Annotated in this window: 19 protein-coding genes and 1 pseudogene; 10 read left to right on the forward strand and 10 right to left on the reverse strand. The window is 56.8% G+C overall.

Going from position 1 to position 22,638, the window contains the following annotated elements:
* Nucleotides 1–266: 266 nt before the first annotated feature.
* On the forward strand, nucleotides 267–5,132 hold the full coding sequence (locus tag AC30D7_RS23925) for a dermonecrotic toxin domain-containing protein (protein ID WP_490135735.1): 4,866 nt from the start codon (nucleotides 267–269) through the stop codon (nucleotides 5,130–5,132).
* A gap of 33 nt (nucleotides 5,133–5,165) precedes the next feature.
* On the opposite strand, the gene AC30D7_RS23930 is transcribed toward AC30D7_RS23925, so the two are convergent.
* The 7 genes from AC30D7_RS23930 to acs all read right to left on the reverse strand — a co-directional run bounded on the left by AC30D7_RS23930 (nucleotide 5,166) and on the right by acs (nucleotide 13,067).
* Nucleotides 5,166–6,146 (reverse strand): GlxA family transcriptional regulator, encoded by a 981-nt coding sequence (locus AC30D7_RS23930; protein WP_007934898.1) that lies wholly within the window; start codon nucleotides 6,144–6,146, stop codon nucleotides 5,166–5,168.
* Between the two features lie 112 nt (nucleotides 6,147–6,258).
* Complete coding sequence (locus AC30D7_RS23935) at nucleotides 6,259–7,023, reverse strand: ABC transporter ATP-binding protein (protein WP_007971015.1); 765 nt, start codon at nucleotides 7,021–7,023, stop codon at nucleotides 6,259–6,261.
* 27 nt (nucleotides 7,024–7,050) lie between these two features.
* On the reverse strand, nucleotides 7,051–8,163 hold the full coding sequence (locus tag AC30D7_RS23940; RefSeq protein ID WP_490135736.1) for a succinylglutamate desuccinylase/aspartoacylase family protein: 1,113 nt from the start codon (nucleotides 8,161–8,163) through the stop codon (nucleotides 7,051–7,053).
* A 1-nt stretch (nucleotide 8,164) separates the two neighbouring features.
* Nucleotides 8,165–8,863 (reverse strand): ABC transporter permease, encoded by a 699-nt coding sequence (locus tag AC30D7_RS23945; protein WP_490135737.1) that lies wholly within the window; start codon nucleotides 8,861–8,863, stop codon nucleotides 8,165–8,167.
* Complete coding sequence (locus AC30D7_RS23950; RefSeq protein WP_007934894.1) at nucleotides 8,860–9,549, reverse strand: ABC transporter permease; 690 nt, start codon at nucleotides 9,547–9,549, stop codon at nucleotides 8,860–8,862. The genes AC30D7_RS23945 and AC30D7_RS23950 overlap by 4 nt, the downstream gene beginning before the upstream one ends.
* 90 nt (nucleotides 9,550–9,639) lie before the next feature.
* A complete protein-coding gene (locus tag AC30D7_RS23955; RefSeq protein WP_204125589.1) occupies nucleotides 9,640–10,413 on the reverse strand; it encodes an ABC transporter substrate-binding protein in 774 nt (257 codons plus the stop codon).
* Nucleotides 10,414–11,111: 698 nt separating this feature from the next.
* On the reverse strand, nucleotides 11,112–13,067 hold the full coding sequence (gene acs, locus AC30D7_RS23960) for an acetate--CoA ligase (protein WP_490135738.1): 1,956 nt from the start codon (nucleotides 13,065–13,067) through the stop codon (nucleotides 11,112–11,114).
* A gap of 367 nt (nucleotides 13,068–13,434) precedes the next feature.
* Here acs and AC30D7_RS23965 point away from each other — a divergent pair, with 367 nt between their 5' ends.
* From AC30D7_RS23965 to AC30D7_RS24000, 8 genes and pseudogenes are all read left to right on the forward strand, one after another.
* The gene (locus AC30D7_RS23965) at nucleotides 13,435–13,698 is read left to right on the forward strand and encodes a DUF2790 domain-containing protein (RefSeq protein WP_105346381.1); all 264 of its coding nucleotides are present in this window, start codon (nucleotides 13,435–13,437) and stop codon (nucleotides 13,696–13,698) included.
* A 183-nt stretch (nucleotides 13,699–13,881) separates the two neighbouring features.
* A complete protein-coding gene (locus AC30D7_RS23970) occupies nucleotides 13,882–14,115 on the forward strand; it encodes a hypothetical protein (protein WP_490135739.1) in 234 nt (77 codons plus the stop codon).
* Between the two features lie 468 nt (nucleotides 14,116–14,583).
* Nucleotides 14,584–15,834: a ribonucleotide-diphosphate reductase subunit beta gene (locus AC30D7_RS23975; protein WP_007934889.1), complete on the forward strand. Its 1,251-nt coding sequence runs from the start codon at nucleotides 14,584–14,586 to the stop codon at nucleotides 15,832–15,834.
* Between the two features lie 389 nt (nucleotides 15,835–16,223).
* A complete protein-coding gene (locus AC30D7_RS23980; RefSeq protein WP_490135740.1) occupies nucleotides 16,224–16,757 on the forward strand; it encodes a BRO-N domain-containing protein in 534 nt (177 codons plus the stop codon).
* Nucleotides 16,758–16,876: 119 nt separating this feature from the next.
* Nucleotides 16,877–17,590, forward strand: a complete 714-nt coding sequence (locus AC30D7_RS23985; protein ID WP_490135741.1) for an HNH endonuclease — start codon at nucleotides 16,877–16,879, stop codon at nucleotides 17,588–17,590.
* A gap of 191 nt (nucleotides 17,591–17,781) precedes the next feature.
* The gene (locus tag AC30D7_RS23990) at nucleotides 17,782–18,972 is read left to right on the forward strand and encodes an S-type pyocin domain-containing protein (protein WP_490135742.1); all 1,191 of its coding nucleotides are present in this window, start codon (nucleotides 17,782–17,784) and stop codon (nucleotides 18,970–18,972) included.
* A gap of 10 nt (nucleotides 18,973–18,982) precedes the next feature.
* The gene (locus AC30D7_RS23995) at nucleotides 18,983–19,234 is read left to right on the forward strand and encodes a pyocin S6 family toxin immunity protein (protein WP_305422867.1); all 252 of its coding nucleotides are present in this window, start codon (nucleotides 18,983–18,985) and stop codon (nucleotides 19,232–19,234) included.
* Between the two features lie 56 nt (nucleotides 19,235–19,290).
* A pseudogene (locus tag AC30D7_RS24000) lies at nucleotides 19,291–19,359 on the forward strand (hypothetical protein); the annotation flags it as partial.
* Nucleotides 19,360–19,376: 17 nt separating this feature from the next.
* Here AC30D7_RS24000 and AC30D7_RS24005 read toward each other — a convergent pair.
* Both AC30D7_RS24005 and AC30D7_RS24010 read right to left on the reverse strand, forming a co-directional pair.
* The gene (locus tag AC30D7_RS24005) at nucleotides 19,377–19,565 is read right to left on the reverse strand and encodes a type II toxin-antitoxin system Phd/YefM family antitoxin (protein WP_305427083.1); all 189 of its coding nucleotides are present in this window, start codon (nucleotides 19,563–19,565) and stop codon (nucleotides 19,377–19,379) included.
* Nucleotides 19,562–19,987 (reverse strand): helix-turn-helix domain-containing protein, encoded by a 426-nt coding sequence (locus tag AC30D7_RS24010; protein WP_490135743.1) that lies wholly within the window; start codon nucleotides 19,985–19,987, stop codon nucleotides 19,562–19,564. The genes AC30D7_RS24005 and AC30D7_RS24010 overlap by 4 nt, the downstream gene beginning before the upstream one ends.
* Before the next feature lie 395 nt (nucleotides 19,988–20,382).
* Between AC30D7_RS24010 and AC30D7_RS24015 the strand changes: the two genes are divergently transcribed.
* Nucleotides 20,383–21,372 carry a hypothetical protein gene (locus AC30D7_RS24015; protein ID WP_490135744.1) on the forward strand — a complete coding sequence of 330 codons (990 nt, stop codon included), beginning with the start codon at nucleotides 20,383–20,385 and terminating at the stop codon, nucleotides 21,370–21,372.
* 3 nt (nucleotides 21,373–21,375) lie between these two features.
* Here AC30D7_RS24015 and AC30D7_RS24020 read toward each other — a convergent pair whose 3' ends face one another.
* On the reverse strand, nucleotides 21,376–22,566 hold the full coding sequence (locus AC30D7_RS24020) for a hypothetical protein (RefSeq protein WP_490135745.1): 1,191 nt from the start codon (nucleotides 22,564–22,566) through the stop codon (nucleotides 21,376–21,378).
* Between the last annotated feature and the right edge of the window lie 72 nt (nucleotides 22,567–22,638).

A 22,638-nucleotide genomic window follows, 5' to 3' on the forward strand; every position in this document is an offset into this window, starting at 1 on the left:
CACTCGCCTGAAACTGGCGAGCGATGAGGGGATTGTAAGGACAGTTTTCAGCCCGGCCTTGCCGCCAAGCGACAACTTCTTATAGCGCAAACACAGGTTTTGCCTGGGTTTACGGCAATGCGACAAATAGGGTCGCAAAGGCGCAGTTTAAACTGTCGACACAGGTTATAGGCAGGGTTGTCGGACGGCGCGGTAATTATGTACCGCACCGAACACATCGGTGTCTGTTTTGCTGGCGGCCAATCCAAACGCTAAGGGAATAGCGCATGAGCCGATACGAAAATGATCACCCTTCCACTGTCGCCGTCAGTGAATCCGCCACACAGCCGGACGATCACTACCATCACCTGTTCAATAATCTGCCGAGTTGGGTATTAGAAGCCTCGCCCGGTACACGTAGTGCCCTCAAACAAGCCTCGCTTGCAGTGCCGGACTGGCATGGCACCGCAACGCCTTCGCAATATGAATCACTGAAAAAGCTCAGCCAGGAACACTGGACCCAGCGAAATCGCCTGGATTCGACGCTGTCGAAACTGCAAAACGCACGAGACTTTGCCGCCCCCCTTTTGAGCGCAGCCCTGAAAACCCGGTTTGACCTGGAGCTGGACGTCAAAACCACTTTCCTGCGCCTCTACACGCCTCAAACAGTGCCCTTATTCGGGATCAAGACGGGTGCTGCGCGTACCTGGACCGTATCGCTGCTCGATGCCTGCCTTCATAATTTTCAGGAATCGGAAACCGCAGCGGATGCCTATGAGTCCGCCTCGACGTTCATCACCGAACCGTCACCCACAGGACAGTTCGAGACACTGCCAATGGTCAAGCAGAAACTCACTGTCGCAGCCTTTGCCCTGTTGTGCCGGGAACTGGATATCGGTGGCCAGTACAGCACTTACCTTAAAGACAATCTGGGGCTGACCAATCCGGTGGCCGCAGCGGTGTTGAAATCGAAGGTGATCGGCTCGCACAAAACCGCACTCAAGTCCGCACTGCAAATGGCGCACATCCGAGGGGACATTCCAGAGGACGCCCGTCTCTCGATCCTGCGCATTGTGGAAGGACGTTCGGGCGCGCGACTGGATGGTCAGCCGCTTTATTGTCATGACCTGACAATCATGTCCTCCTCACTGACCGGCATCGTCGTGTTCACGCCTAAGCTTGACCGGGCACGCAAGGCAACGCGGGTCATCGCCTACATCCCGGACGATCCGGAGCACCCTCTCAAGCAATATCCAGACACACTGGCGTTCCTCAACGAGCTAACCCGCAAGCTGCGCGCTCCCGCTTACCAAACGTTTTTCAGTCGCTTCGTCGACCACAAAGAAAGGGGACATTTTTTTGCTGATCTCAATCGTCGCCTCCAGAGCGTAACCTGGCACCCACACCAGCATGGCGACCCCATGCCGAGTTGGCGCGAAACGCCCATCGACAGGCCCAATCTCCGGTTTGCGATAACCCCGTTCAGAGCGGACCTGTGGAACCATCTCCATCAGCGGCAGTTGAACAAGATCCTCAACGACGCCAGCACGCTCGCCGTCTCCACCGCCTCTGCCGACCGAAACGCACGATGGGCATTGTGGGATGCCTTCAGCAAAGTGGCCTCGACACTCCTTGAAATCGCGACATTTGTTGCATTGCCATTTGTTCCGCTTCTTGGGGAATTGATGCTGGCCTATATGGCCTACCAGTTACTCGACGAGACCTTCGAAGGCATCGTGGACCTGGCCATAGGGCTGAAAACAGAAGCGCTGGGGCACTTGATGACATTCGCCGAAACAGTGGTCCAGGTAGGCACCTTCGCGGTGGGCGGCGCCATCGCTGCCGGCGCCTTCAGTCGCCTGCTTTCGCGCGAAGCTGTTGGGCTTATCGCCCCATTCAAACCCATCACGACGCCTGAGGGGAAAATCCGCTACTGGAAGCCAAATCTCACACCTTACGAACAAACACTCAGTTTGCCCGAAGGATCAAAACCCGATCAGCTTGGCCTCTATCGTCACGCAGGCAAGACACTGCTGCGACTGGAAGAAAAACTGTATGCCGTGAAACCCGATCCTACGTCGGGTGCGTTTCAGATTGAGCATCCGAACCGGGCCGATGCCTATCAGCCGACTCTGCTGCATAACAACCATGGCGCCTGGTACACAGAGCTGGAGCAACCGCTGAACTGGGACCGGGAAAAGGTCATGCGTCGCCTCGGCCATAGTGTTGAACCGTTCAGCAGCGCCGAACGCGAGCAAATCCTGCGGATCAGCGGTTACCACGACAACGTAGTGCGTGAAACGCATGTCGAGCGGTATCGCCCGCCTTCGCTGCTGACCGACACAATCAAGCGCTTCAGGATCAATCGTGACATTGAAACCTTTATCGAACAGATTGGCAGCGACCAGCCCGAGCACTATCGAAAAGCCGATCCGGCCATGCAACATAAACTGCTGACCCGATACGACTCATGGCCTGCAGATACTCCTGTGCCGGCACCGGAAATCCAAACGCAAACACTCCGAAAGCAGACTAAGGATCTCGCCCTGAGGTACCGCAAATCGCTGTTCGAAATGCACTACCGCGCAGAGGAAAAAACGGATAGCCCGCAAGTTCAGCGACTGCTCGACGACGTGCAGGGACTACCGACCGATATTGCACAAGAACTGGTGAGTAATGCCACCGGCACCGAATTACGGCAGCTGCACAACAATCGCATGCCCCAACGCCTCAAGGACGCAGCAAATAAAGCCATGGAGGCCGTACGTGCAACCCGAGCCAGTGAAGGCCTTTATGCCGAGGCTCTGGAAACCACCGATACCCATCGGCTGGCCTTGCATAGCCTGAACTCATTACCTAACTGGCCTGCCGAGCTGCGTATCGAAGTGAGGGATTATTCCCATGACGGGACCGTGCGCGACAGCATTGGTCAGCCCGATGCGCCGACATTTAAAACGCTGGTGCGTGCCGAAGACGGGACCTACCAGATTCATCAGGACAGTGAATCGGTTCCCGGTGATTTCTATCAAGCACTCTTTCAGGCGTTGCCGGATGCACAACGCAATGCATTGAGCCCTTCGCCTCAAGACGCCCGGACATTCAAACAACGCATCGCCGAGCATGCGCTGGAGCAACCGGCATTACGCGCACTGTTCGCAAAAAAACCCCATCGCAAACCCTTCTATGACCCCTCCACCATGCGCCTGCCCGGTGGCACACAAGGCTATAGTCGAGCTAACCGCGAGACACCTACGCTTAACGACCGGGTTCGAGATGTTTACCCCAATCTGTCTCGAGAAGAATTACAGTCCGTAGTCCAGGCATTGCAGCATCACCCCGAGGGCGCTCGCGTTGAACTCTCACGCCAGATTAGAGAGCTGACCGGACTGCATCAGGACCTGGGCATCTGGATAAACGAGGTACCCACTGTTCATCCTGAAACCGGACGCCCTCTCAGTGAGCTGGATCAACAAGCCGAGAGAAACAATCGCAAGTTGCTGGCTCAGGAAATCCAGCGCAGCTGGCGACGACAGACCGAACGGGACTTCGATACACCGGATGGCACTAGCCGGTATACGCTCAAGTTTGCAGAGCCGATAATCGGTGACTTGCCATTAATCAACGCCAATTTCGCTCATGTGTCGCTGCTGTCCCTGGAAGGCAACCATACCGTGCAGGGTATTCCAGCGTTTCTACAGCGCTTCAGTGGATTACATCGCCTGGAGTTACGCCGTTTCTCCCTGGCCACCCTCCCCGACGCCATCCCCCGAATGAGCGACCTTCACGCCTTGGTTCTAAGCGATTGCGGCATCAGGATTGACGCGGTCACATGGTCGAAACTGACGTCTTTGAAGAAGCTGACCGCGCTGGATCTGTATAAGAATCCGTTTGAAACCGCACCCCACATCGACACAATGCGCGAACTGACCCACCTGGATCTGAGCGCCACCCATCTGTCCGAAATTCCGGCCGGTGCCCTGCAACACCCAAGACTCGAAACCCTCCTGCTGATGAACAACCGTATCAGCGAGCTGCCTGCCGAGTTGTTCAACAGCTCGCTGTACAACAAGCGCGGCATACACCTCACACACAATCCGGTTTCCAACAGAGCGCTAGAGCTGATCAAGCGACACCACTTCGATACCGCTTACAACCTGGCCGTCTATGCCCCCGAGGCGGACATTGATCGCGTCACTGCGCTATACCCCGGTATGGAGGTCGAGCAAGCGAGTGAGTTTGTCTACGAATTACCGGGCACGTTCGAAGAAGGCCGCACCTATCTGACGCGCCTTGAAGAAGAGTTTGCCCAATTGAGAAATGATTTGTCTGTCTGGACCGCCGACGTTCCGGACCGGCACCCCGTAACGGGCGACCCCTTCAACGCCAACCAACTGGCTGTCGAACAAGCCAACCGTGACCAATTCAAACAGCTTCTTGAGAGGTGCTGGCAGCATGAATCCGAACTGGATGATTTCAGCGATGCCCTTGAGCCCACGTTCGAGCTCACCGCCCCCTCCATCATCATCGGAGAGCTGCCGGCACTGAGCGCCGACTTCAGCCACGTGTCAGCGCTGGAACTTCGCAGTGCCAACGGCGCGACCCGTATCGGGCGCTTTCTGGAATCCTTCCCCAACCTCAAAAGCCTCAGGCTGCGCGACTGCAACCTGGGCGACATTCCTGAGGCGGTATTCAAGATGAGTCGACTGAGATCGTTGTCATTGCCCTATTGCCGCATCCGTTTGTCACCGGAGTCGACAAACGGATTAACAGGGATGGAACAGCTTGATTATCTCGATCTGGGCCACAACCCTCTGGGACAAACACTGGACCTGAGCCAGATGCCAAATCTGGCGACCGTCGTGCTTAACGACACCGGCCTCACTGAAATACCACATGGCCTGTTACAACTGACCGAACTGGACTGGGCAGACCTGAGCGAAAACGCAATCACCGAAGTCCCCAGTGACGTCCTGGAGATGCCATTGGACATCGCGGAGAACATTAGCCTGAGAGGCAATCAGCTTTCCGAGGAGAGCCTGTTACGGCTGATCGGCTACTTTGAACACACGGGTGCGGATTTCGGCGTGGAAGAAGTAATCAATCGAGGCGAAATGGAGGTTTCATCCTCCGATAGCTCAGCGATAGACGAGTAACACAGCCTTCAGCTCCGAGCGTGGAGCACTTGATCACCCGCGCTCGGACGGCACCGACGACAATTCGAACGGGCTGCTGCTACGTCGCTGGTTGCGGTCTTCCCGCGGTGTAGCACCGAAGAAGTTGCGGTAGGCGCTGGAGAAATGCGGCCCCGAAGAGAAACCACACGACAGGCCGATCTGGATGATCGACTTGCTGGTTTGCATCAACATCTGCCGAGCCTTGTTCAGACGCAGCTCCAGGTAATACTGGCTTGGCACACGGTTGAGGTATTGCTTGAAGATCCGCTCCAGCTGCCGACGCGATACGCACACGTGCTGGGCGATTTCGTCGGTGGTCAGCGGCTCTTCGATGTTGGCTTCCATCAGCAACACCGCCTGGGTGAGCTTCGGATGACTGGAACCCAAGCGGTTCTGCAAAGGAATACGCTGGCGCTCGCCGCCCTCGCGAATGCGTTCGACCACCAGTTCTTCCGACACCGCACCGGCCAGTTCGGCGCCGTGATCGCGGGCCAGCACCGCCAGCAACAGGTCGAGCACCGACATGCCGCCGCACGCGGTCAAGCGGTCACGATCCCAGTCGAACAGATGACTGGTGGCAATCACCTTCGGGAAACGCTCGGCGAAATCGTCCTGCCAGCGCCAATGCACGGCAGCGCGATAACCGTCGAGCAAACCCAACTGCGCCAACGGGTAAACACCAGCGGACAAACCGCCGATCACACAACCGGCGCGCACCAGCTGTTTCAGCGCACTGCTGAGCGGCGGCGCGAGAGAAGTCGGTGGTTCGTCGGCGAGCAGGAACAGTTTCTGAAAGTTTTCGAGCTTGCCGGCCCATGGCTCACCGGGCAATTGCCAGGCGCCGTCGGTCGGCGGTTCGGCCTGCAAAAACGACAATTCGTAAACAACGTCCGGGTGCACACGCTGGGCAACACGCAAGGCCTCCTCAGCCAGCGCAAGCGTCAGAGCTTTAGTGCTGGGCCAAATCAGGAAACCAATTCGATGGGCAGTCATGGCGGGCAATCCGAAACGAAAACAGTGTTAAAGCCAAAGGCGGCTGCAACCAAATTAGACCATCTGGCGCGCGGTGCGCAGCATGACCTAATTTGGTGCGTAACGGGAGCGATTACTTGAGGCTGCCCGAGAGGAATTGTTGCAAGCGTTCCGACTGCGGATTGACCAGCACTTCGCGCGGGTTGCCGCTTTCTTCGACGACGCCTTTGTGCAGGAAAACCAGCTGGTTCGACACTTCACGGGCAAAGCCCATTTCGTGCGTCACCACCACCATGGTCCGGCCTTCCTGTGCCAGGGCCTGCATGACTTTCAGCACGTCACCCACCAACTCCGGGTCGAGGGCCGAGGTCGGTTCGTCGAACAACATCACCTCAGGTTCCATCGCCAGCGCACGGGCAATCGCCACACGTTGCTGCTCGCCACCGGACATGTGCCCTGGGTAGGCGTCCTTGCGATGGGCCACACCGACCTTGTTCAGGTAGTGCTCGGCTTTCTCGCGGGCTTCAGCCTTGGACACACCCAGTACGTGAACCGGTGCTTCCATGATGTTTTCCAGCGCGGTCATGTGCGACCACAGGTTGAAATGCTGGAACACCATCGACAGGCGCGAACGCATGCGTTGCAGCTGTTTCGGGTCGGCGGCTTTCAGCGCGCCGTCCTTGTTGGCAACCAGCTTCAACTCTTCGTTGTTGAGCAGAATCTTGCCCGCGTGCGGCTGCTCGAGCAGGTTGATGCAGCGCAGAAAAGTACTTTTGCCGGAGCCACTGGAGCCGATGATGCTGATCACATCGCCAGCCGCCGCTTTCAGGGACACGCCCTTGAGCACTTCGTGACTGCCATAGCGTTTATGCAGGTCTTGGACTTCAAGTTTGTACATGCGGTCGGTTCTCACAAAAACAGTCAGTCAGTCGTTGAGCAAGCGCCCGTGACGCAGCGCTTCGCGCCCCGCCACCTTGGCCAGCCAGAAACCGGGTTGGGCGTAACGCAGCCGTTCAATGGCAAACAGCACCCCGGACGTACCAGCACACACCGTGCTGACCCGATCCGCCAGCGGATCGATCACTTCAAAAATCTCGTCGCCTGCTTCAACCCATTCACCGGGTTTACGCAGAAAACTCAGCACGCCAGGATGCGGCGCGAACAGCAATTCGGTGCCTTCGAACGGCATGCCTTCGCACGCGTCTTGCGCAGGCTTGGGCCATTCACCGCCGATCAAGCCTTGCTCGGCGAGGAACGCCAGAATGCCTTCGGCGTGAGCTTGCGCTTCAGCGCGACCGGTATCGGCCTGACCACCCAGTTCAATGGTCGTCGCCAGGCAGGCCAGTGGAATCTGCGCATCCGGGAACAGACGCGACAAACGCAGCCACGGCAGCGAGCACGCTTCGTCAAAGGAACTGCCGCCGGAATCTTCCGCCAGCAGACCGACCTTGACGTTCAAGTGCGCAGCCAGTGAACGCCAGTGCGACCAGTGTTGCGGCAAGGCGTACATGTGCAGCGCCGCTTCGCAATCGCAATGCAGATCCAGCACCACATCAGCGGTGCAGGCATGGCTGAGCAAAATGCGCTGCATGCCTTGCAACTGGCTGCTCGCCGCTGGCAACGCCGCCAGGTGATCGCTCATGGCCTGACGGATGAGTCGAATATTGGCATGCGGATCGTCACCCAGATGCCCATCGAGCTGGGCGGCCACCGGCGCGCTGAGTTCGACGAAGTCCCGGTTGAAGTTCTTGCCGCTGCCCGCTTCGAAACGCCCCTGATGATTGCCTTGCAGCAATTGACCCAGGCCCAATGGATTGGCCACCGGCACCAGTTCAATCACACCATTGAGCAAGCCCTGGGCTTCGAGTTCGGTCAGGCGCTTTTTCAGCTCCCACGCGGTGCGCATCCCCGGCAGTTCATCGGCGTGCAGGCTGGCCTGGATGTAGGCCTTGCGCTCGCCAGCGCCGAAGCGGAACACCGAGATCCGGCGTTCACTGCCCAGGTGGCTCCACGGCAAAGCATGATCGATGCGCTCCATATCAGTGCTTCCGCGGGGCCAGATAGCCCAACCAGCGGTGTTCGGCCAGTTTGAACAGCTTCACCAGAATGAACGTCAGGCACAGATAGAACAGGCCGGCGGTGATGTAGGCTTCGAACGGCAAGTAGAACTGAGCGTTGACCGTGCGCGCAGCACCGGTGATGTCGATCAGGGTCACGATCGACGCCAGACTGGTGGTCTGCAGCATCATGATCACTTCGTTGCTGTACTGCGGCAGTGCCCGGCGCAGGGCCGATGGCAGCAGGATCCGCTTGTACATCTTGATGCGAGACATGCCCATGGCCTTGGCCGCTTCGATCTCGCCGTTCGGCGTAGCACGCAGGCTGCCGGCGATGATTTCGGCGGTGTAGGCGCTGGTGTTGATCGCGAAGGCCAGGCACGCACAGAACGAGGCACTGGACAGCCATGGCCAGAGGAAGCTTTCACGCACGGTTTCGAATTGCGCCAGACCGTAGTAGATCAAGAACAGCTGCACCAGCATCGGCGTGCCGCGGATCACGTAGGTGAACAACCAGGCACTCATGTTGACCAGCGGCTGCTTGGAGACGCGCATCAACCCCAGCGGCAGTGCCGCCAGCAAGCCGAAGAACAGCGACAGCGCGAGCAGTTTGAGGGTAGTCACCAGCCCGCCGAAGTACAGCGGCAAGGCCTCCCAAATGACGTTGTAGTCGAAGATCATAGCTCAGCCGCCCTTACGCCTACCGAGTAGCGCTTCTCAAGATGACGCAATGCCAGCAACGAGACACTGGTGATCACCAGGTACATCGCCGCCACTGCGAGGAAGAAGGTGAAAGGCTCGCGGGTAGCATCTGCCGCCTGCTTGGCCTTGAACATCATGTCTTGCAGACCCACCACCGAAATCAGCGCGGTGGCCTTGGTCAGTACCAGCCAGTTGTTGGTGAAACCCGGAATCGCCAGGCGAATCATCTGCGGCACCAACACCCGGAAGAACACCTGAAAACTGCTCATGCCGTATGCCATGCCGGCTTCTGCCTGACCCTTGGGGATCGCCATGAACGCGCCACGGAAAGTTTCCGACAGGTACGCACCGAAGATGAAGCCCAGGGTGCCGATACCGGCGGCCAGTGGGTTCAGGTCGATGTAGTCGTCATAGCCGAGCATCGGCGCAACGCGGTTGAGCAGGTCCTGGCCGCCGTAGAAAATCAGCAGAATCAGCACCAGATCGGGAATACCGCGGATCACCGTGGAGTACAGATCGCCCAGCCAGGCCAGCCAGCGCACCGGCGACAGACGCAGCGCAACGCCGATCAGCCCCAGGACGATGGCCAGGGCCATGGACGACAAGGCGAGCTGAAGCGTCAGCCATGCGCCATCGAGGATGACAGCCCCGTAGCCTTTCAACATGATTCAGGTCCTCGAAAGTTGGGATGAAAAAATGGCGCAAACCTCAGAGATCCTGTTGCTTGCGCCATTTCGGACTTGTTGCGAAGACGATTACTTGCCGTAGATATCGAAGGCGAAGTACTTGTCCTGGATTTGCTTGTACTTGCCGTTCTCGCGAATGGCGGCGATCGCGGTGTTGATCTTGTCTTTCAGCGCGTCCCCCTTGCGAACCGCGATCCCTACGCCGTCGCCGAAGTATTTGACGTCGGTGAAGGCAGGGCCGACGAAGGCAAAGCCCTTGCCGGCGTCGGTTTTCAGGAAGCCATCATCCAGCAGGGTAGCGTCTGCCACGGTGCCGTCGAGGCGACCGGCGGCCACGTCGAGGTAGATTTCGTTCTGCGAACCGTAAGGCTTGATCTCGGCACCCAGCGGGGCCAGGACTTCGCGGGCGAAACGCTCGTGGATCGAACCACGTTGCACGCCGATGTTCTTGCCCTTCAGCTCAGACAGGTTCTCGCTGACCTGAGTGCCGGCCTTCATGACCAGGCGAGCCGGGGTGTTGTAGTACTTGTTGGTGAAGTCCACGGACTTCTTGCGGTCTTCGGTGATCGACATGGACGACAGGATCGCGTCGATCTTGCGCACTTTGAGTGCCGGGATCAGGCCGTCGAACTCTTGCTCGACCCACTGGCACTTGACCTTCATCTCTTCGCACAGGGCGTTGCCGATATCGTAGTCGAAACCCACGATGCTGCCGTCCGGTGCTTTGGAGGCGAACGGAGGGTAAGCCGCTTCGATACCGATTTTCAGAGGTTTTTCATCGGCGAATGTCGGCAGGGACAGCACGGACAGTGCCAGGGCGCCAAGCAGCACGAGTTTCTTCATCTTGGGACTCCATCGGTAAAGGGCAAAAACGGCAGAGTGAGCGACAGCCCAATATGCGAATGGTTAAACCAAAAAGCGGTGCTGCGTCCTAGGAACCGTGCGCTGATTTCAACGCAGGCAACGACGAGCGAGTGATTGGCATTCTAACGACAGGCCCGAAGCCGATATTTCTTCAATGCGACAACAAATTACAGAAGCACCGAGAATGCCGCTTGAGCACGTTGACAGCTCTTCAATTTCATGCAAGAGCAAAAGACAGTGAACCGATCTATGTTGCAAATTGCGGGCCTATTATTGGCAAACCCTTCTAATCCGGCAAGCGCAGCGTTGTGTCTTATTTTTCATGGCGATTGAGAAGCCCTGAAACGGGGCTTTGCGTTTCCCAATGCCTCGTTATCGGGCAGGCGGTTACACATTCAGTTACTTGAAGGGTGATGGGTAACAGTGGGAATTGGCCTACGGCTGACACCGATAATTATTGGCCGTTGTTTATGTTGCGCCTGACACGCCGCCATCGCGGGCAAGCCCGCTCCCACAGGTTTTTGGGAGGTGGTTCAGATTGCATGCACGCCACAAATCCTTGTGGGAGCGGGCTTGCCCGCGATGAGGCCCGGACTGCCGATACAAAAACATCAGGCAATAAAAAGCCCCACCAGGCTCAACACCTGGCAGGGCTTCGATGACTCAGGAATCAGCGCTTACGCGACGTTCATGGTCTTGTGCGTATCAATCAAATGCTGCACCACACCCGGATCCGCCAGGGTGGAGATATCGCCCAACCCGTCGTATTCCGCCGTGGCAATCTTGCGCAGAATGCGCCGCATGATTTTGCCCGAGCGGGTTTTCGGCAGCCCTGGCGCCCACTGAATCACATCCGGCGAAGCAATCGGGCCGATCTCTTTACGCACCCAGTTTTTCAGCTCCAGGCGCAGTTGCTCGCTCGGCTCTTCGCCCGCATTCAACGTGACGTAGACATAAATGCCCTGCCCTTTGATGTCGTGCGGCACACCCACCACCGCCGCTTCGGCGACTTTCGGGTGCGCAACCATCGCGCTTTCGATCTCGGCGGTGCCCATGCGGTGCCCGGAGACGTTGAGCACGTCATCCACGCGACCGGTGATCCAGTAGTAACCGTCTGCGTCACGACGCGCACCGTCACCGGTGAAGTACATGCCACGGAAGGTCTTGAAGTAAGTGTCGACAAAGCGGTCATGGTCGCGATACAGCGTGCGCGCCTGGCCTGGCCACGAATCGAGAATCACCAGGTTGCCCTCGGCAACGCCTTCGATGATGTTGCCCAGGTTGTCCACCAACGCCGGCACCACACCGAAGAACGGCCGCGCCGCCGAGCCTGGCTTGAGAGCGTGAGCCCCCGGCAACGGGCTCATCAGGGTCGCGCCAGTTTCGGTCTGCCACCAGGTGTCGACGATCGGGCAACGGGACTGGCCGACATTCTTGTAGTACCAATCCCAGGCTTCCGGGTTGATCGGCTCACCGACCGAACCCAACAGACGCAAGCTGCTGCCATCAGCGCCTTCAACAGCAGCGGTGCCCGACGCCATCATCGCGCGGATCGCAGTCGGCGCGGTGTAGAGAATGTTGACCTTGTGCTTGTCGACGATCTTCGCCACCCGGGTGATGTCCGGATAGTTCGGCACGCCTTCGAACAGCAGCGTGGTCGCGCCATTGGCCAGCGGGCCGTAGACAATATAAGTGTGGCCGGTGACCCAGCCGACGTCTGCGGTGCACCAGTAGATTTCGCCCGGACGGTAGTCGAATACACGCTCGTGAGTCATTGCCGCATACAGCAGGTAACCGCCGGTGGTGTGCTGCACGCCCTTCGGCTTGCCGGTGGAGCCGGAGGTATAAAGGATGAACAGCGCTTCTTCAGCGCCCATCTCCTTCGGCGCGCAGACACTGCCCGCCACTTTCATCAGGTCTTCGTACCAGATGTCGCGATGCTGGTTCCACTTGATGTTGCCACCGGTGCGCTTGCACACGATGACTTTCTGAATACTGTTGGTTTCCGGGTTGGTCAGCGCGTCGTCGACGTTGGACTTGAGCGGGATCTTCTTGCCGGCACGAATGCCTTCGTCGGCGGTGATCACCACTTTCGAGCGGCAGTCGATGATGCGACCGGCCAGGGCTTCCGGCGAGAAACCACCGAACACCACCGAGTGAATCGCACCGATCCGGGTGCAGGCCAGCATGGCGACCACGGCTTCGGGGATCATCGGCATATAGATGGTCACCACGTCGCCGCGATGCACATCCTGGCCGCGCAAGGCGTTGGCGAACTTGCAGACTTGTTCATGCAGTTCGCGGTAGGTGATGTTGCGGCTTTCGGCAGGGTCATCCCCTTCCCAAATAATCGCGACTTGATCGCCGCGCTCGGCCAGATGACGGTCGAGGCAGTTGTAGGAAACGTTCAGCGTGCCGTCGGCGAACCATTTGATGTCGACATGGTGATCGTCGAAGGACGTCTGCTTCACCGTGGTGAAAGGCTTGATCCAGTCAAGGCGCTTGGCTTGTTCGCGCCAGAAGCCGTCCGGGTTGACGACCGATTGCTGGTACATGGCCTTGTAAGTGGCCTCGTCAGTCAGCGTATTGGCTGCTACCTCGGGACGAACGGGATACAAAGAAGCCGCACTCATCTTTCTTACCTCGGTGGAATAGTTGTTTTTGTATGGCCCCAGTTGTAGCCGGGGCGGGCCTATAGAACCATTCGACGATGGTAGTAACAAGCCCCTACAAAATGTGGCTATACCGCAACGAAGCGCTCAAACCCAATGTTTTAGGGGGCTCGACGATTATTACCAAATCTGCCAAAGGTGTTTATCAAAAGCACAGCTATATGCCCGTCATGCCCAGGCCTAAAATCGGTCTCGCCAACACGGCAATGTGATTAACCCAGTTGCAGCCCCCACGAAGGCAGTTAATCCAAGACTCTCTACTAAAGCTCCACACGCAATCCTAAAAAGATTGCGTGACCCCATTCGACCTCAGAAAGGTAACTTTTAAATGAAAGCTTTATTGGTTCTGGCCCTCAGCAGTCTGTGCGCAACCGCCATGGCAGACGAGGCCCCGACTGATGCCGCAAAACAACAACCCGTCGTCGAGGAATACACCTACTCCACCCACCTGGACATCGCCAAAGTCATCTCGATGAGCGAAATCCCGAATGTCTGCGAAGTAGTACCGGCCAAAATGGTCTACGACGACTCCAAAGGCCAGCGACACATTCTGCGTTACAGCGTCATGGGTAACGGCTGCTCCAACGGCTGATCCGCCCCACTTTTACCCCCTAAGGCTCGACCCATCCTTTTTAAGAGACCGATGAAGTGCCGAGCCTTACATCGATTAACTTGATTGTTTTTAGCATTTATTTGCGCTTTTTAATCAAATTATCTGGCGTAGTATGAATTCCACACCAAGGCACACAACGCCAACGAACCTGGAGCCACTACCATGAAAACCAAACTGATCCTCGCCCTGACCCTTTCCGTCCTGGCCGCCAACACCTTCGCCGCCGATGGCTACGACCGCACTGGCTCGGCTGCTTTCAACGATGCGGCTGTCGCTTCTGACGGTTACGACCACACCGGTTCTGCCTCTTTCGCGGCTGACGGTTTTGATCGTACGGGCGCTGCCAAAGTCGCTGCCGATGGTTCTGATCACATGAGTGCTGCTCGTCTCAGCTGATGGCTGAACGCATCATTACAGCCCGGCCTCGGTCGGGCTTAGTCATTTCCGGTTAGAAAAACTGACGAAATACATTTTTAGCGCCCTTCCTGCCTTCAAACCCAGCACACGCTAGCCTCGCGTCACATTTCTTTCTCACCTCTTCCCGCAGCTGCGGAAATTTGAAAAAAATCGGTCCGATTTTTCGTCAAAAGTCTCTATACTCACGGCCGTTGATTTGGCCGTAGAATATTCCTATATAGGCCTCAACCCTCGGTAAGCCAAGCCCCATGCGGCTGGTAGGCGATCTCCTATCACAATGCGACTGGTCGGCTTGCTCCGTACAGAATTCATGTATTGCGTGCGTATAGTTTTACTACTGCAAGCTACATTTCCTTTAGATCCAACGCGGCCAGAACCGGCCGTGTGAAAAACCAACCTATCAGTTTTCACACGGGCAACTGGCCCTCACGCAGGAGACGACACGTCATGCTGAGCTGGGACGAATTCGACAAAGAAGATGACGGCGAAGTCGCTGTAAAAGGCGCCAATGCCGGCCACGCTTCTGAAGCCAACATGGACCGCCTCGACAGCGCCGGTGGTGCCGCCGCTCAAGAGGCCCGCGCCGTGACCGCGACGGACTCCGCCGCGATCGCCCGCGCCAAGGCTGCCCTGGACTCCCTCGACGTCGCCGAAGGCCTCGCCGAACTGGAAGGCGCCTCTGCCCGTGTAGCCGTCGATGAAAAGCGCATGATCAACTGCCGCGCCGACCTCAACCAGCTCGTGCCATTCAAATACGATTGGGCATGGCAGAAGTACCTGGACGGCTGCGCAAACCACTGGATGCCGCAAGAAGTCAACATGACCGCCGACATCGCCCTCTGGAAAAACCCGGAAGGCCTGACCGACGACGAGCGCCGCATCGTGATGCGCAACCTCGGCTTCTTCTCCACCGCCGACTCCCTGGTTGCCAACAACCTGGTCCTGGCCGTGTACCGCCTGATCACCAACCCGGAATGCCGCCAGTACATCCTGCGCCAGGCCTTCGAAGAGGCGATCCACACCCACGCCTACCAGTACTGCATCGAATCGTTGGCCATGGATGAAGGCGAGATCTTCAACATGTACCACGAGATCCCATCGGTCGCGAAAAAAGCCACCTGGGGCCTGAAATACACCCGTTCGATCTCCGATCCGAAGTTCGAAACCGGCACCGTCGAAACCGACAAAGAGCTGCTGCGCAACCTGATCGCCTACTACTGCGTTCTGGAAGGCATCTTCTTCTACTGCGGCTTCACCCAAATCCTCTCCATGGGCCGCCGCAACAAAATGACCGGCGTCGCCGAGCAGTTCCAATACATCCTGCGCGACGAATCCATGCACCTGAACTTCGGCATCGACGTGATCAACCAGATCAAAATCGAAAACCCGCACTTGTGGGATGCTGAGATGAAGGAAGAAGCGAGCCAGATGATTCTGCAGGGGACTCAGCTGGAGATTGAATACGCTCGGGACACCATGCCTCGCGGGGTATTGGGCATGAATGCGGCGATGATGGAGGACTACCTGAAGTTCATCGCTAACCGTCGTCTGTCGCAGATTGGGTTGAAGGAAGAGTATCCAGGGACTACTAACCCGTTCCCTTGGATGAGCGAGATTATGGACTTGAAGAAAGAGAAGAATTTCTTTGAGACTCGGGTTATTGAGTATCAGACTGGTGGGGCGTTGAGCTGGGATTGATTCCCAAGCTCGCCGTGATTTGACGATGTAAATCGAAAAATCGAATTGCAAGAGGCCCCGATCTGATCGGGGCCTTTTTATTGGGTAAGAAAATTCTCACTGATTCGACCCTCACTACCAAAACTCCTACAATAATTCCAGCACCGTCCGCATTGATGTCGTTTCAGAGCATCTCTAAGCTCTATAGCAGGTGCCTAAGAAACGCCCAACGTAGAAGCTAACTTCCTTTCCACAGTACGCGCGCTGATATCAGCGATATACGCGTAATCCTGTGAATGGGAGAAACAGCCTGTTGGGATTTCTTAGATCCTCTACGTCGGGTTCCGGCCCTCTTCCACTCATACGTAGAGGTAATGGATATGCCTGCAGAAACTCCACACCGATCGGTCATGCGTGATCCCTTTAGGCCGACGATCTTCACCCGCCACAACCTCCACCTCCATGCTCTCCTCCTTGAAAACCAGCCATGGTTCTGCGCCCGCGATATTGGCCGTTTGATGGGTGTCCATCTGAGTGATCGTATGGTCAGCAAACTGGATAAAGATCAGCGTTGCGTCTTGTGGATTGAGTATTTCCGGCAACCAGAAAAACAGCTGATGCTCAGTGAGTCCGGCGTGTATGCGCTGTTGGTGTATCACTACGTTCCAGGGAATCGGTTGCTGCGAGAATGGTTGACCCATCAGGTGGTGCCAGCCTTACGCGATGCAACCCCCTCGGAAAATTCGGATCGTCCGATGTTGAGTGTCTTAGATTGGCCGGAGATGTCGTTGAGTTTGCTTCATTGGCAGAATGAAAGTTGGATTCGGCTTCGGGACATGCCGTACCTGTTGAGCGATCAATCGCAGCGGCACGTTACAGTGGTTAGGCCTTGGTGGCGGAAGGTTGCGGAGGTGTTTCAGTCTTCGAAGCATTCGGTGGGTTAGAACGACGTGTATTTGTAGGATCGCTTGAGCGATGCGTCGGTCTTTTCTGTAGGAATTTTCGTAGACAGGTGTAATGGCCACTCAGTATCGTCCGAGGGTTTTCAACCCTCGGCGATTGTATGGATACTGGAAAGAACAACAGCGATTGGAGTGACGCGGAGATTCAGGCTGCGGTCGATGCCTATCTCAGCATGTTGTCACGCGAGCAAAACGGTCAGAGGGTCAATAAGGCGCATGAGAATCGTGTTCTACGTGAAGGCACCTTAGCGGGCCGCACCAAAGGTTCGGTTGAATTTCGGATGCAGAACATCTCTACCGTGTTGGTCGAACTCGGGCGAGATCGCATTGAGGGATACAAACCTGCCAAGAATGTCGGCGCGAATGTTGCGCGTAGCATTCGTGAAGCGCTGAACGCGCCGAATACTGTAACGCCGGAAGACTTTGCCCCGACCGCCGATGAAGCAACGCTAGAACAACGCGCTGCCAAACTTGAGAAGCGACAGTTCAAAGGCGAACCGAAGGGGATTTTGAAACCACAACAAGTGCCGAGCTCGGGCAACTCTTTTGTACGCGATCCTGAGGTTAGAGCCTGGGTGCGGAAAGAGGCCAAGGGTATCTGCGAGGGTTGCGGAAAACCGGCTCCGTTTGAAAAGGACGGCAAGCCGTTTCTTGAGGTTCATCACGTTAAGCATTTGGCGCAGGAAGGTTCGGATCGCCCGAGCAATGCCGTGGCGCTATGTCCGAATTGTCATCGACGTTGTCACCATTCGAGCGACCGGGATGAGTTCACAGCTTCACTGTTTCAGAAGGTGGAGCGGTTGAAGTTTGAGTGATTGGGCCTGGAAAACTTCATCGGCGCATGTACACAAAGGCGGCGAGTCGTAAGATTTGCGCTGCCGTCCTGAAAAAAAAGAAAACACCTAGAGTCATCCAGGACTCGTCCTACAGCCACGATTAGCCACGTTCGTTAATGTCGCGCAGCCCCTTTTCCGGGGCTGCCGATGGATGAACGAAAGGATGATCAGTGGCTGGCAACAAGGACATTCCGCGGATTAAGAATCCACCCTCCGGTGATGGGCATCACGTCACCTACCGCTACATGACTGCCACCGAATTGGCCGAGCGAGACGCCAGACAAAAAGCCTACGAGGCCATGCTGGCCAGGCAAGACGCCTTCGAACGCAGCCGTCAGGTCATAGCGGAAAAGCAGAGGCTCACTCAAGCAGGATGTGTCTTCGCCAAGTCCTGCAAGCTGCCGGACGCCATCATCGATTACTCGAATCCCTCAGGGATGGTGCCGACCGATAGCCTGAAAGACTACGGTGACCTGATTCTGCTGGGTGCTCGCGAAGCGGATGAATCAGGCGCAGTGCCACTGAAGAAGATCAGTGGCACTGCGATTCCCGTCGGTCTGGGCTCCCTCGCCTTGGCCGGCTCGGCATTCGCCGCTATCCCCGCCGCAGCCGCAGGCACCGTCGCAGCGGCGCTGGTTGGTCTCGTAGCTTTGGTCACACCCTCGAGTCTGGGCGACAGCTCGCTTTACACCGAAGACCAACTCCGTGCGCTCAAACAGGCCCGCACCCGCGTTCGCCTGCGGGTCGAGCAACAGACTGACGGCAGCCTAAAGGGATACGGTTTCTACACCGGCAAAAATCGCGACTGGGAAATGGTGGATGTCGCGCAGTTCACATTGCGTGGCAGCCAGCAGGTGGCTGACCTGGGTGACGGCATTGAACTGATCTGGACCCCGGCCGTGGATGGTTCCGACATCCTGGGCATTCCTGCGCTGGAGGCTGCCCCGCAAGCGCCGCATATCTGGGTTTACCCGCCAACGAAAGCGGCTGACAGCATCATCGTGAACCCGGTTTATCCGCCGGAGTACAAGGATTTCATCCTCGTGTTTCCGGCTGATTCAGGGATTAGACCGGTTTACATTGTTCTCAGCCAAATCGGTGATCATTCGTATTATGACCACCCGAAAACGCTTCCCGCATTTCCAGATACAACCCGAGTAAAGTCGAAGTCATCTGTTCAAGGGGGAGGAAAGAAACGCGCTCGTTGGGTTGACCGTAAGGGGCGAATTTATGAATGGGACTACAAAAGTAATGCTGTGGAAAAATACGACAAACTCGGAGTCCATTTAGGCGAATTCAACCACATCACAGGCGAACAAATAGAACCTGCGAAACCAGGCAGAAAAACCTCAAGAAATTAAGGATTACAGCATGCGCCACCTTTCAATAACTGGCTTTTATCCGGATGACAGACAGGACGACTCTTTGCAGTTTGAGCTGGATATCGAAGGAACTGAGCTCAATGAGAAAGTTGCCCATCTTATTGAATCGAAGCCACTAAACGAAGTGGAACCAGGAGAATTACTTTTAAGCGAGAGTCAGGTAATGACGCTGTCAGAACTTCTAGGCGTCAGTTTTCCTGAGGGTCTAGAGTACTTTATGGGCACTTGCGCCAAGCAATGAAATCCATTGTCACAATTAGTCAAATAAAGCCCTGACCAATCACACTGATCGGGCTTTTGCTCAAGAAAACCCAATACAAGGGAGGACTTCGGGATCGCAGGACGGATGCGAAGGGTAGAACAATTTACGAGTGGGATATTTTTCATGGTGAACTTGAAGCCCTGTCAAAATCCACCGACATCCGAATCTTCCCCTTTAATCGCCTAGGCTTGCGCGTCTGCGGTGAATCGACATGGGGCAGCAGGTCCAGATAAGGCTTGCCGGCCTTGGTGATCACCACCCTGCCGCCCTGCCATGCACGCGCACCTGCGGATTTTGCGTCATCACTCATTCGGTCGGGCTCTTGTCGCCATCCTTGGTCTTCGTTGCCGCTCGCAACGTAGCCACTCTACTAAGCTGCCCTGCGGACTTGCGTTTAGGATTGGCGCCGCGAACGGGCGCTTTGGAAACCGGCTTTTGCTGCCCAAGCGGCGGCGTGTAAAGGGTTGTGGCAATGGTCAGCCCCAGACGCAGCCCAAACTTCCTCAGGATGGCTTCGAGGGTGCTGACGGTCGGATTAGCCTTGTCCTTCTCGATCTGGTACAGAGCCTTGGTCGACATCTTGCACATGGCTGCAAAGGTTTCCTGGTCGAAACCGGTCACCTCTAGCCTTAGCCGACGAATAGCGGTGCCCAGGGTTTCGATCCCCGTCACATGCTGCATGACGATGTCGTCAATGATCTCCCTGCGCCGTTCGTTGGTGTTCTCTTTCATCGCAGCCCTCATTCAACCAGGCGTCCTAGCATGGCTTGCCACACAGTCGGAACTATAATGCCAACTATCGTGGCTCAACCCTCCACTTCCAGCAATATAATTCCGGTTATGCACGCGCGTGGTGAAGCGGCCTGCAATTGCAACGCCGTCATTCGTGTTCGGGCGGCGTTTTTTATTGGCAATATGGACTGGGGCTGCTTCGCTGCCCAGCGGGGGATAAATCCCCTCGCCACAGGATCAGCGTCGAGCTGAGCGTCTTTCAAAAGTAGCGTCTCAAGCCCTGCCCATTGACCGGTGCATTGCTACGGACTTTGCGCTGAGCCAAAAACAGTCAGTGCAACCCGCCCCGCCTCCCGCTATTAATACCCTTCCCCTCTCAAGGACCCGAGCCCACCATGAAATTCGACCTCGCCTACTGCCTCAGCCTCGACGACAAGCTGTCGATCTATGACGTGCGCGATCTGAATTTCGATGAAACCATGGATTTCGATTCCGCCAAGGAACACTTCCAGTGCCCCAACGATGCCTGTCGTTTGTCCTTCGATGCGGCCAACGTGCTGGGGACGTTCAACGCCAAGAATGTGAATTACGTGCGCACGCCGCACTTCAAGAACATGCCCAGCACGCGGCATGTGGCGGATTGTCCTTATGTCAGTCTGAAGACGCCGGCGTCGGGTCTGGAGGCGGACGGGGCGGAATCGGATGACAGTCGGGAGGAGCATTTTCCGTCGGAGTTGTTGCTGACTCGGCGTGAGTATGTGCGTAAGCCTGTGAGCCCGGCGGTGGCGGCGGATGTTTTGCGCGATGCCCCGACACTCACTTCAGCGAGCAGTAACGTCGAACATCCGAGCCGCGAGACGGCGCCGGACAAGACCAGCATCTTCGCCCATCCCGTTGAGTGTTTTGTGTCGAACTTCGCGGACAAGGAGCTGCTCAAGCGCATGCCGCTGAAGATTGGCGAGCACACGGCGCCTTATGGGTCGTTCTTCAAGAAGATCGAGTACCTGCAGGACAACAAGGGGCTGATTTACTGGGGCAAGATCAAGGAGATCAAGGATTACACCCAGAGCTTTCGCATCGATTTCGAACAGAAGGTCTGGTTCAAGCAACCGGACGAGGCGAAGAAGAAGCCTTATTCGGTGAACGTTTATCTGAGCAAGAAGCTGATCGACAACTACCGCAAGCGCAAGGCGTTTCTGGAGGAGATCAAGCACGCCGTCGACAGTGATGCCGAGTTGTATTGCTTCTTTTATGGCGTGACGCCGGAGTTGAAGCAGGTGCCGAGCAAGAAAAACCCCGAACAGACGTTCGGGGTGTTCAGTGCCAACATCGAGAACCTGGATCACTTCATTATTCGGGAAGCGCCGGGGTTGGCAGCAGGCTAAGGATTAGTTGTGAGGCAGTTCGAGTTTGACCGCGCCGGGGTTTTGCTTGACCACGGCGTACGGCAGCACTGACCAGCCCGGGTCATCGCAATTACGTTGTACGCGGGCGAAGTACGGTCCCAGGTACAGGCCTTTGGCGGTGAAGTGCCAGTTGGAATAACCCCAAACGCTTTCGTCGGTGTAGTCGCAGCTGTCCTCGTCCGCCGGCTTCTGCATTTCCTCGGGGTACAGCGCGGCGAATTGCTTGATCAGCCAGGGTACGAACACTTCGCGCTGATAGGTGAATCGTGCCTTGCTCTCTTCCTCGGTCAACGATGTATCGCTCGCGCCGTCGCGGTCGGCGTGCAGCAGCGGCTTGCCGTTGCCCACCCACAGCACGTCTTCCAGCGACAGGCTATGGCCGGTGTGAACGTCGAGGTTGATCGGCGAATTGCCAAAGTCCGGGTGAGCGCCGCCGCAGCTGTAGCTGGTGGAGATGTTCAGGCTGACCACATCGGGCGACAGGAATTGGGGGGCGACGCCTTGGTCGAACTCGGCAAATTCCCCACCTCCCAGCAAGCAGCCGTGGTAGTTGATGACTTCGCTCCAGAGCCGCTCCAACAATTGCTGATTGATCCGCTGCTGGTCAGCTTTCGGGTAGCCGGACTCGATGCTGAACATGGAGAGACCGGACGCGGGCTCCGTCCACCATTGCAGGTCGTAGCCCATGAAGGACTCTTTCTTGCCCGGTTTGAGTTTCAAGCCTTGCAGGCGCAGATATTCGTAAGGATCGCTTTTCGGCAGCGCGGCGATGAAGGGCAAGGCGTCTGCTGCCGGTGCCGGGAGCTTGGCCTCGGTCAATTGCATTTGCAGGATTTTGCCCTTGGGGCCTTTCCATTCGCCTTGCCAGCCGTTGGCCGTTTCTTGCAACTTCAGGGTTGGCTGGGGTTTGTCTTCACCGTAGCGGTTGTTGCCTTCGGTTAGCGTCAGGGTCTCTTCTTGCAGCGAGCCGCTCAGCTCCAGGTCGCGATGGTATTTCTCATAGAAGTAGCGGCCGGTGACTTCGTCCGGCTGGTTGGTGTTGAGTTCCAGCACGATCGGCATCTTGCCCAGGGTGCCGGTGAAGAGGCGATTGGTGTATTCGGCATCGGCAGTCGAACAGAACGCGAGTAATAACGTGGCGCAGGGTGCAAGGCGCAACAATCCTTTGAACATCAATACATCCTTGAAAAAAGTGAGCGTCTGCTCACGAAATATTGGCGCGGAGTATGGCGAATCAGCGTCCAA

The sequence above is a fragment of the Pseudomonas sp. DF5 genome, from assembly GCF_058148225.1.

Bases quoted from the DNA above. Each gene is read 5' to 3' on its own strand.
- AC30D7_RS23925 (WP_490135735.1), top strand. From the start codon at position 267: ATGAGCCGATACGAAAATGATCACCCTTCCACTGTCGCCGTCAGTGAA.
- AC30D7_RS23930 (WP_007934898.1), bottom strand. From the start codon at position 6,146: ATGACTGCCCATCGAATTGGTTTCCTGATTTGGCCCAGCACTAAAGCT.
- AC30D7_RS23935 (WP_007971015.1), bottom strand. From the start codon at position 7,023: ATGTACAAACTTGAAGTCCAAGACCTGCATAAACGCTATGGCAGTCAC.
- AC30D7_RS23940 (WP_490135736.1), bottom strand. From the start codon at position 8,163: ATGGAGCGCATCGATCATGCTTTGCCGTGGAGCCACCTGGGCAGTGAA.
- AC30D7_RS23945 (WP_490135737.1), bottom strand. From the start codon at position 8,863: ATGATCTTCGACTACAACGTCATTTGGGAGGCCTTGCCGCTGTACTTC.
- AC30D7_RS23950 (WP_007934894.1), bottom strand. From the start codon at position 9,549: ATGTTGAAAGGCTACGGGGCTGTCATCCTCGATGGCGCATGGCTGACG.
- AC30D7_RS23955 (WP_204125589.1), bottom strand. From the start codon at position 10,413: ATGAAGAAACTCGTGCTGCTTGGCGCCCTGGCACTGTCCGTGCTGTCC.
- acs (WP_490135738.1), bottom strand. From the start codon at position 13,067: ATGAGTGCGGCTTCTTTGTATCCCGTTCGTCCCGAGGTAGCAGCCAAT.
- AC30D7_RS23965 (WP_105346381.1), top strand. From the start codon at position 13,435: ATGAAAGCTTTATTGGTTCTGGCCCTCAGCAGTCTGTGCGCAACCGCC.
- AC30D7_RS23970 (WP_490135739.1), top strand. From the start codon at position 13,882: ATGAAAACCAAACTGATCCTCGCCCTGACCCTTTCCGTCCTGGCCGCC.
- AC30D7_RS23975 (WP_007934889.1), top strand. From the start codon at position 14,584: ATGCTGAGCTGGGACGAATTCGACAAAGAAGATGACGGCGAAGTCGCT.
- AC30D7_RS23980 (WP_490135740.1), top strand. From the start codon at position 16,224: ATGCGTGATCCCTTTAGGCCGACGATCTTCACCCGCCACAACCTCCAC.
- AC30D7_RS23985 (WP_490135741.1), top strand. From the start codon at position 16,877: ATGGATACTGGAAAGAACAACAGCGATTGGAGTGACGCGGAGATTCAG.
- AC30D7_RS23995 (WP_305422867.1), top strand. From the start codon at position 18,983: ATGCGCCACCTTTCAATAACTGGCTTTTATCCGGATGACAGACAGGAC.
- AC30D7_RS24005 (WP_305427083.1), bottom strand. From the start codon at position 19,565: ATGAGTGATGACGCAAAATCCGCAGGTGCGCGTGCATGGCAGGGCGGC.
- AC30D7_RS24010 (WP_490135743.1), bottom strand. From the start codon at position 19,987: ATGAAAGAGAACACCAACGAACGGCGCAGGGAGATCATTGACGACATC.
- AC30D7_RS24015 (WP_490135744.1), top strand. From the start codon at position 20,383: ATGAAATTCGACCTCGCCTACTGCCTCAGCCTCGACGACAAGCTGTCG.
- AC30D7_RS24020 (WP_490135745.1), bottom strand. From the start codon at position 22,566: ATGTTCAAAGGATTGTTGCGCCTTGCACCCTGCGCCACGTTATTACTC.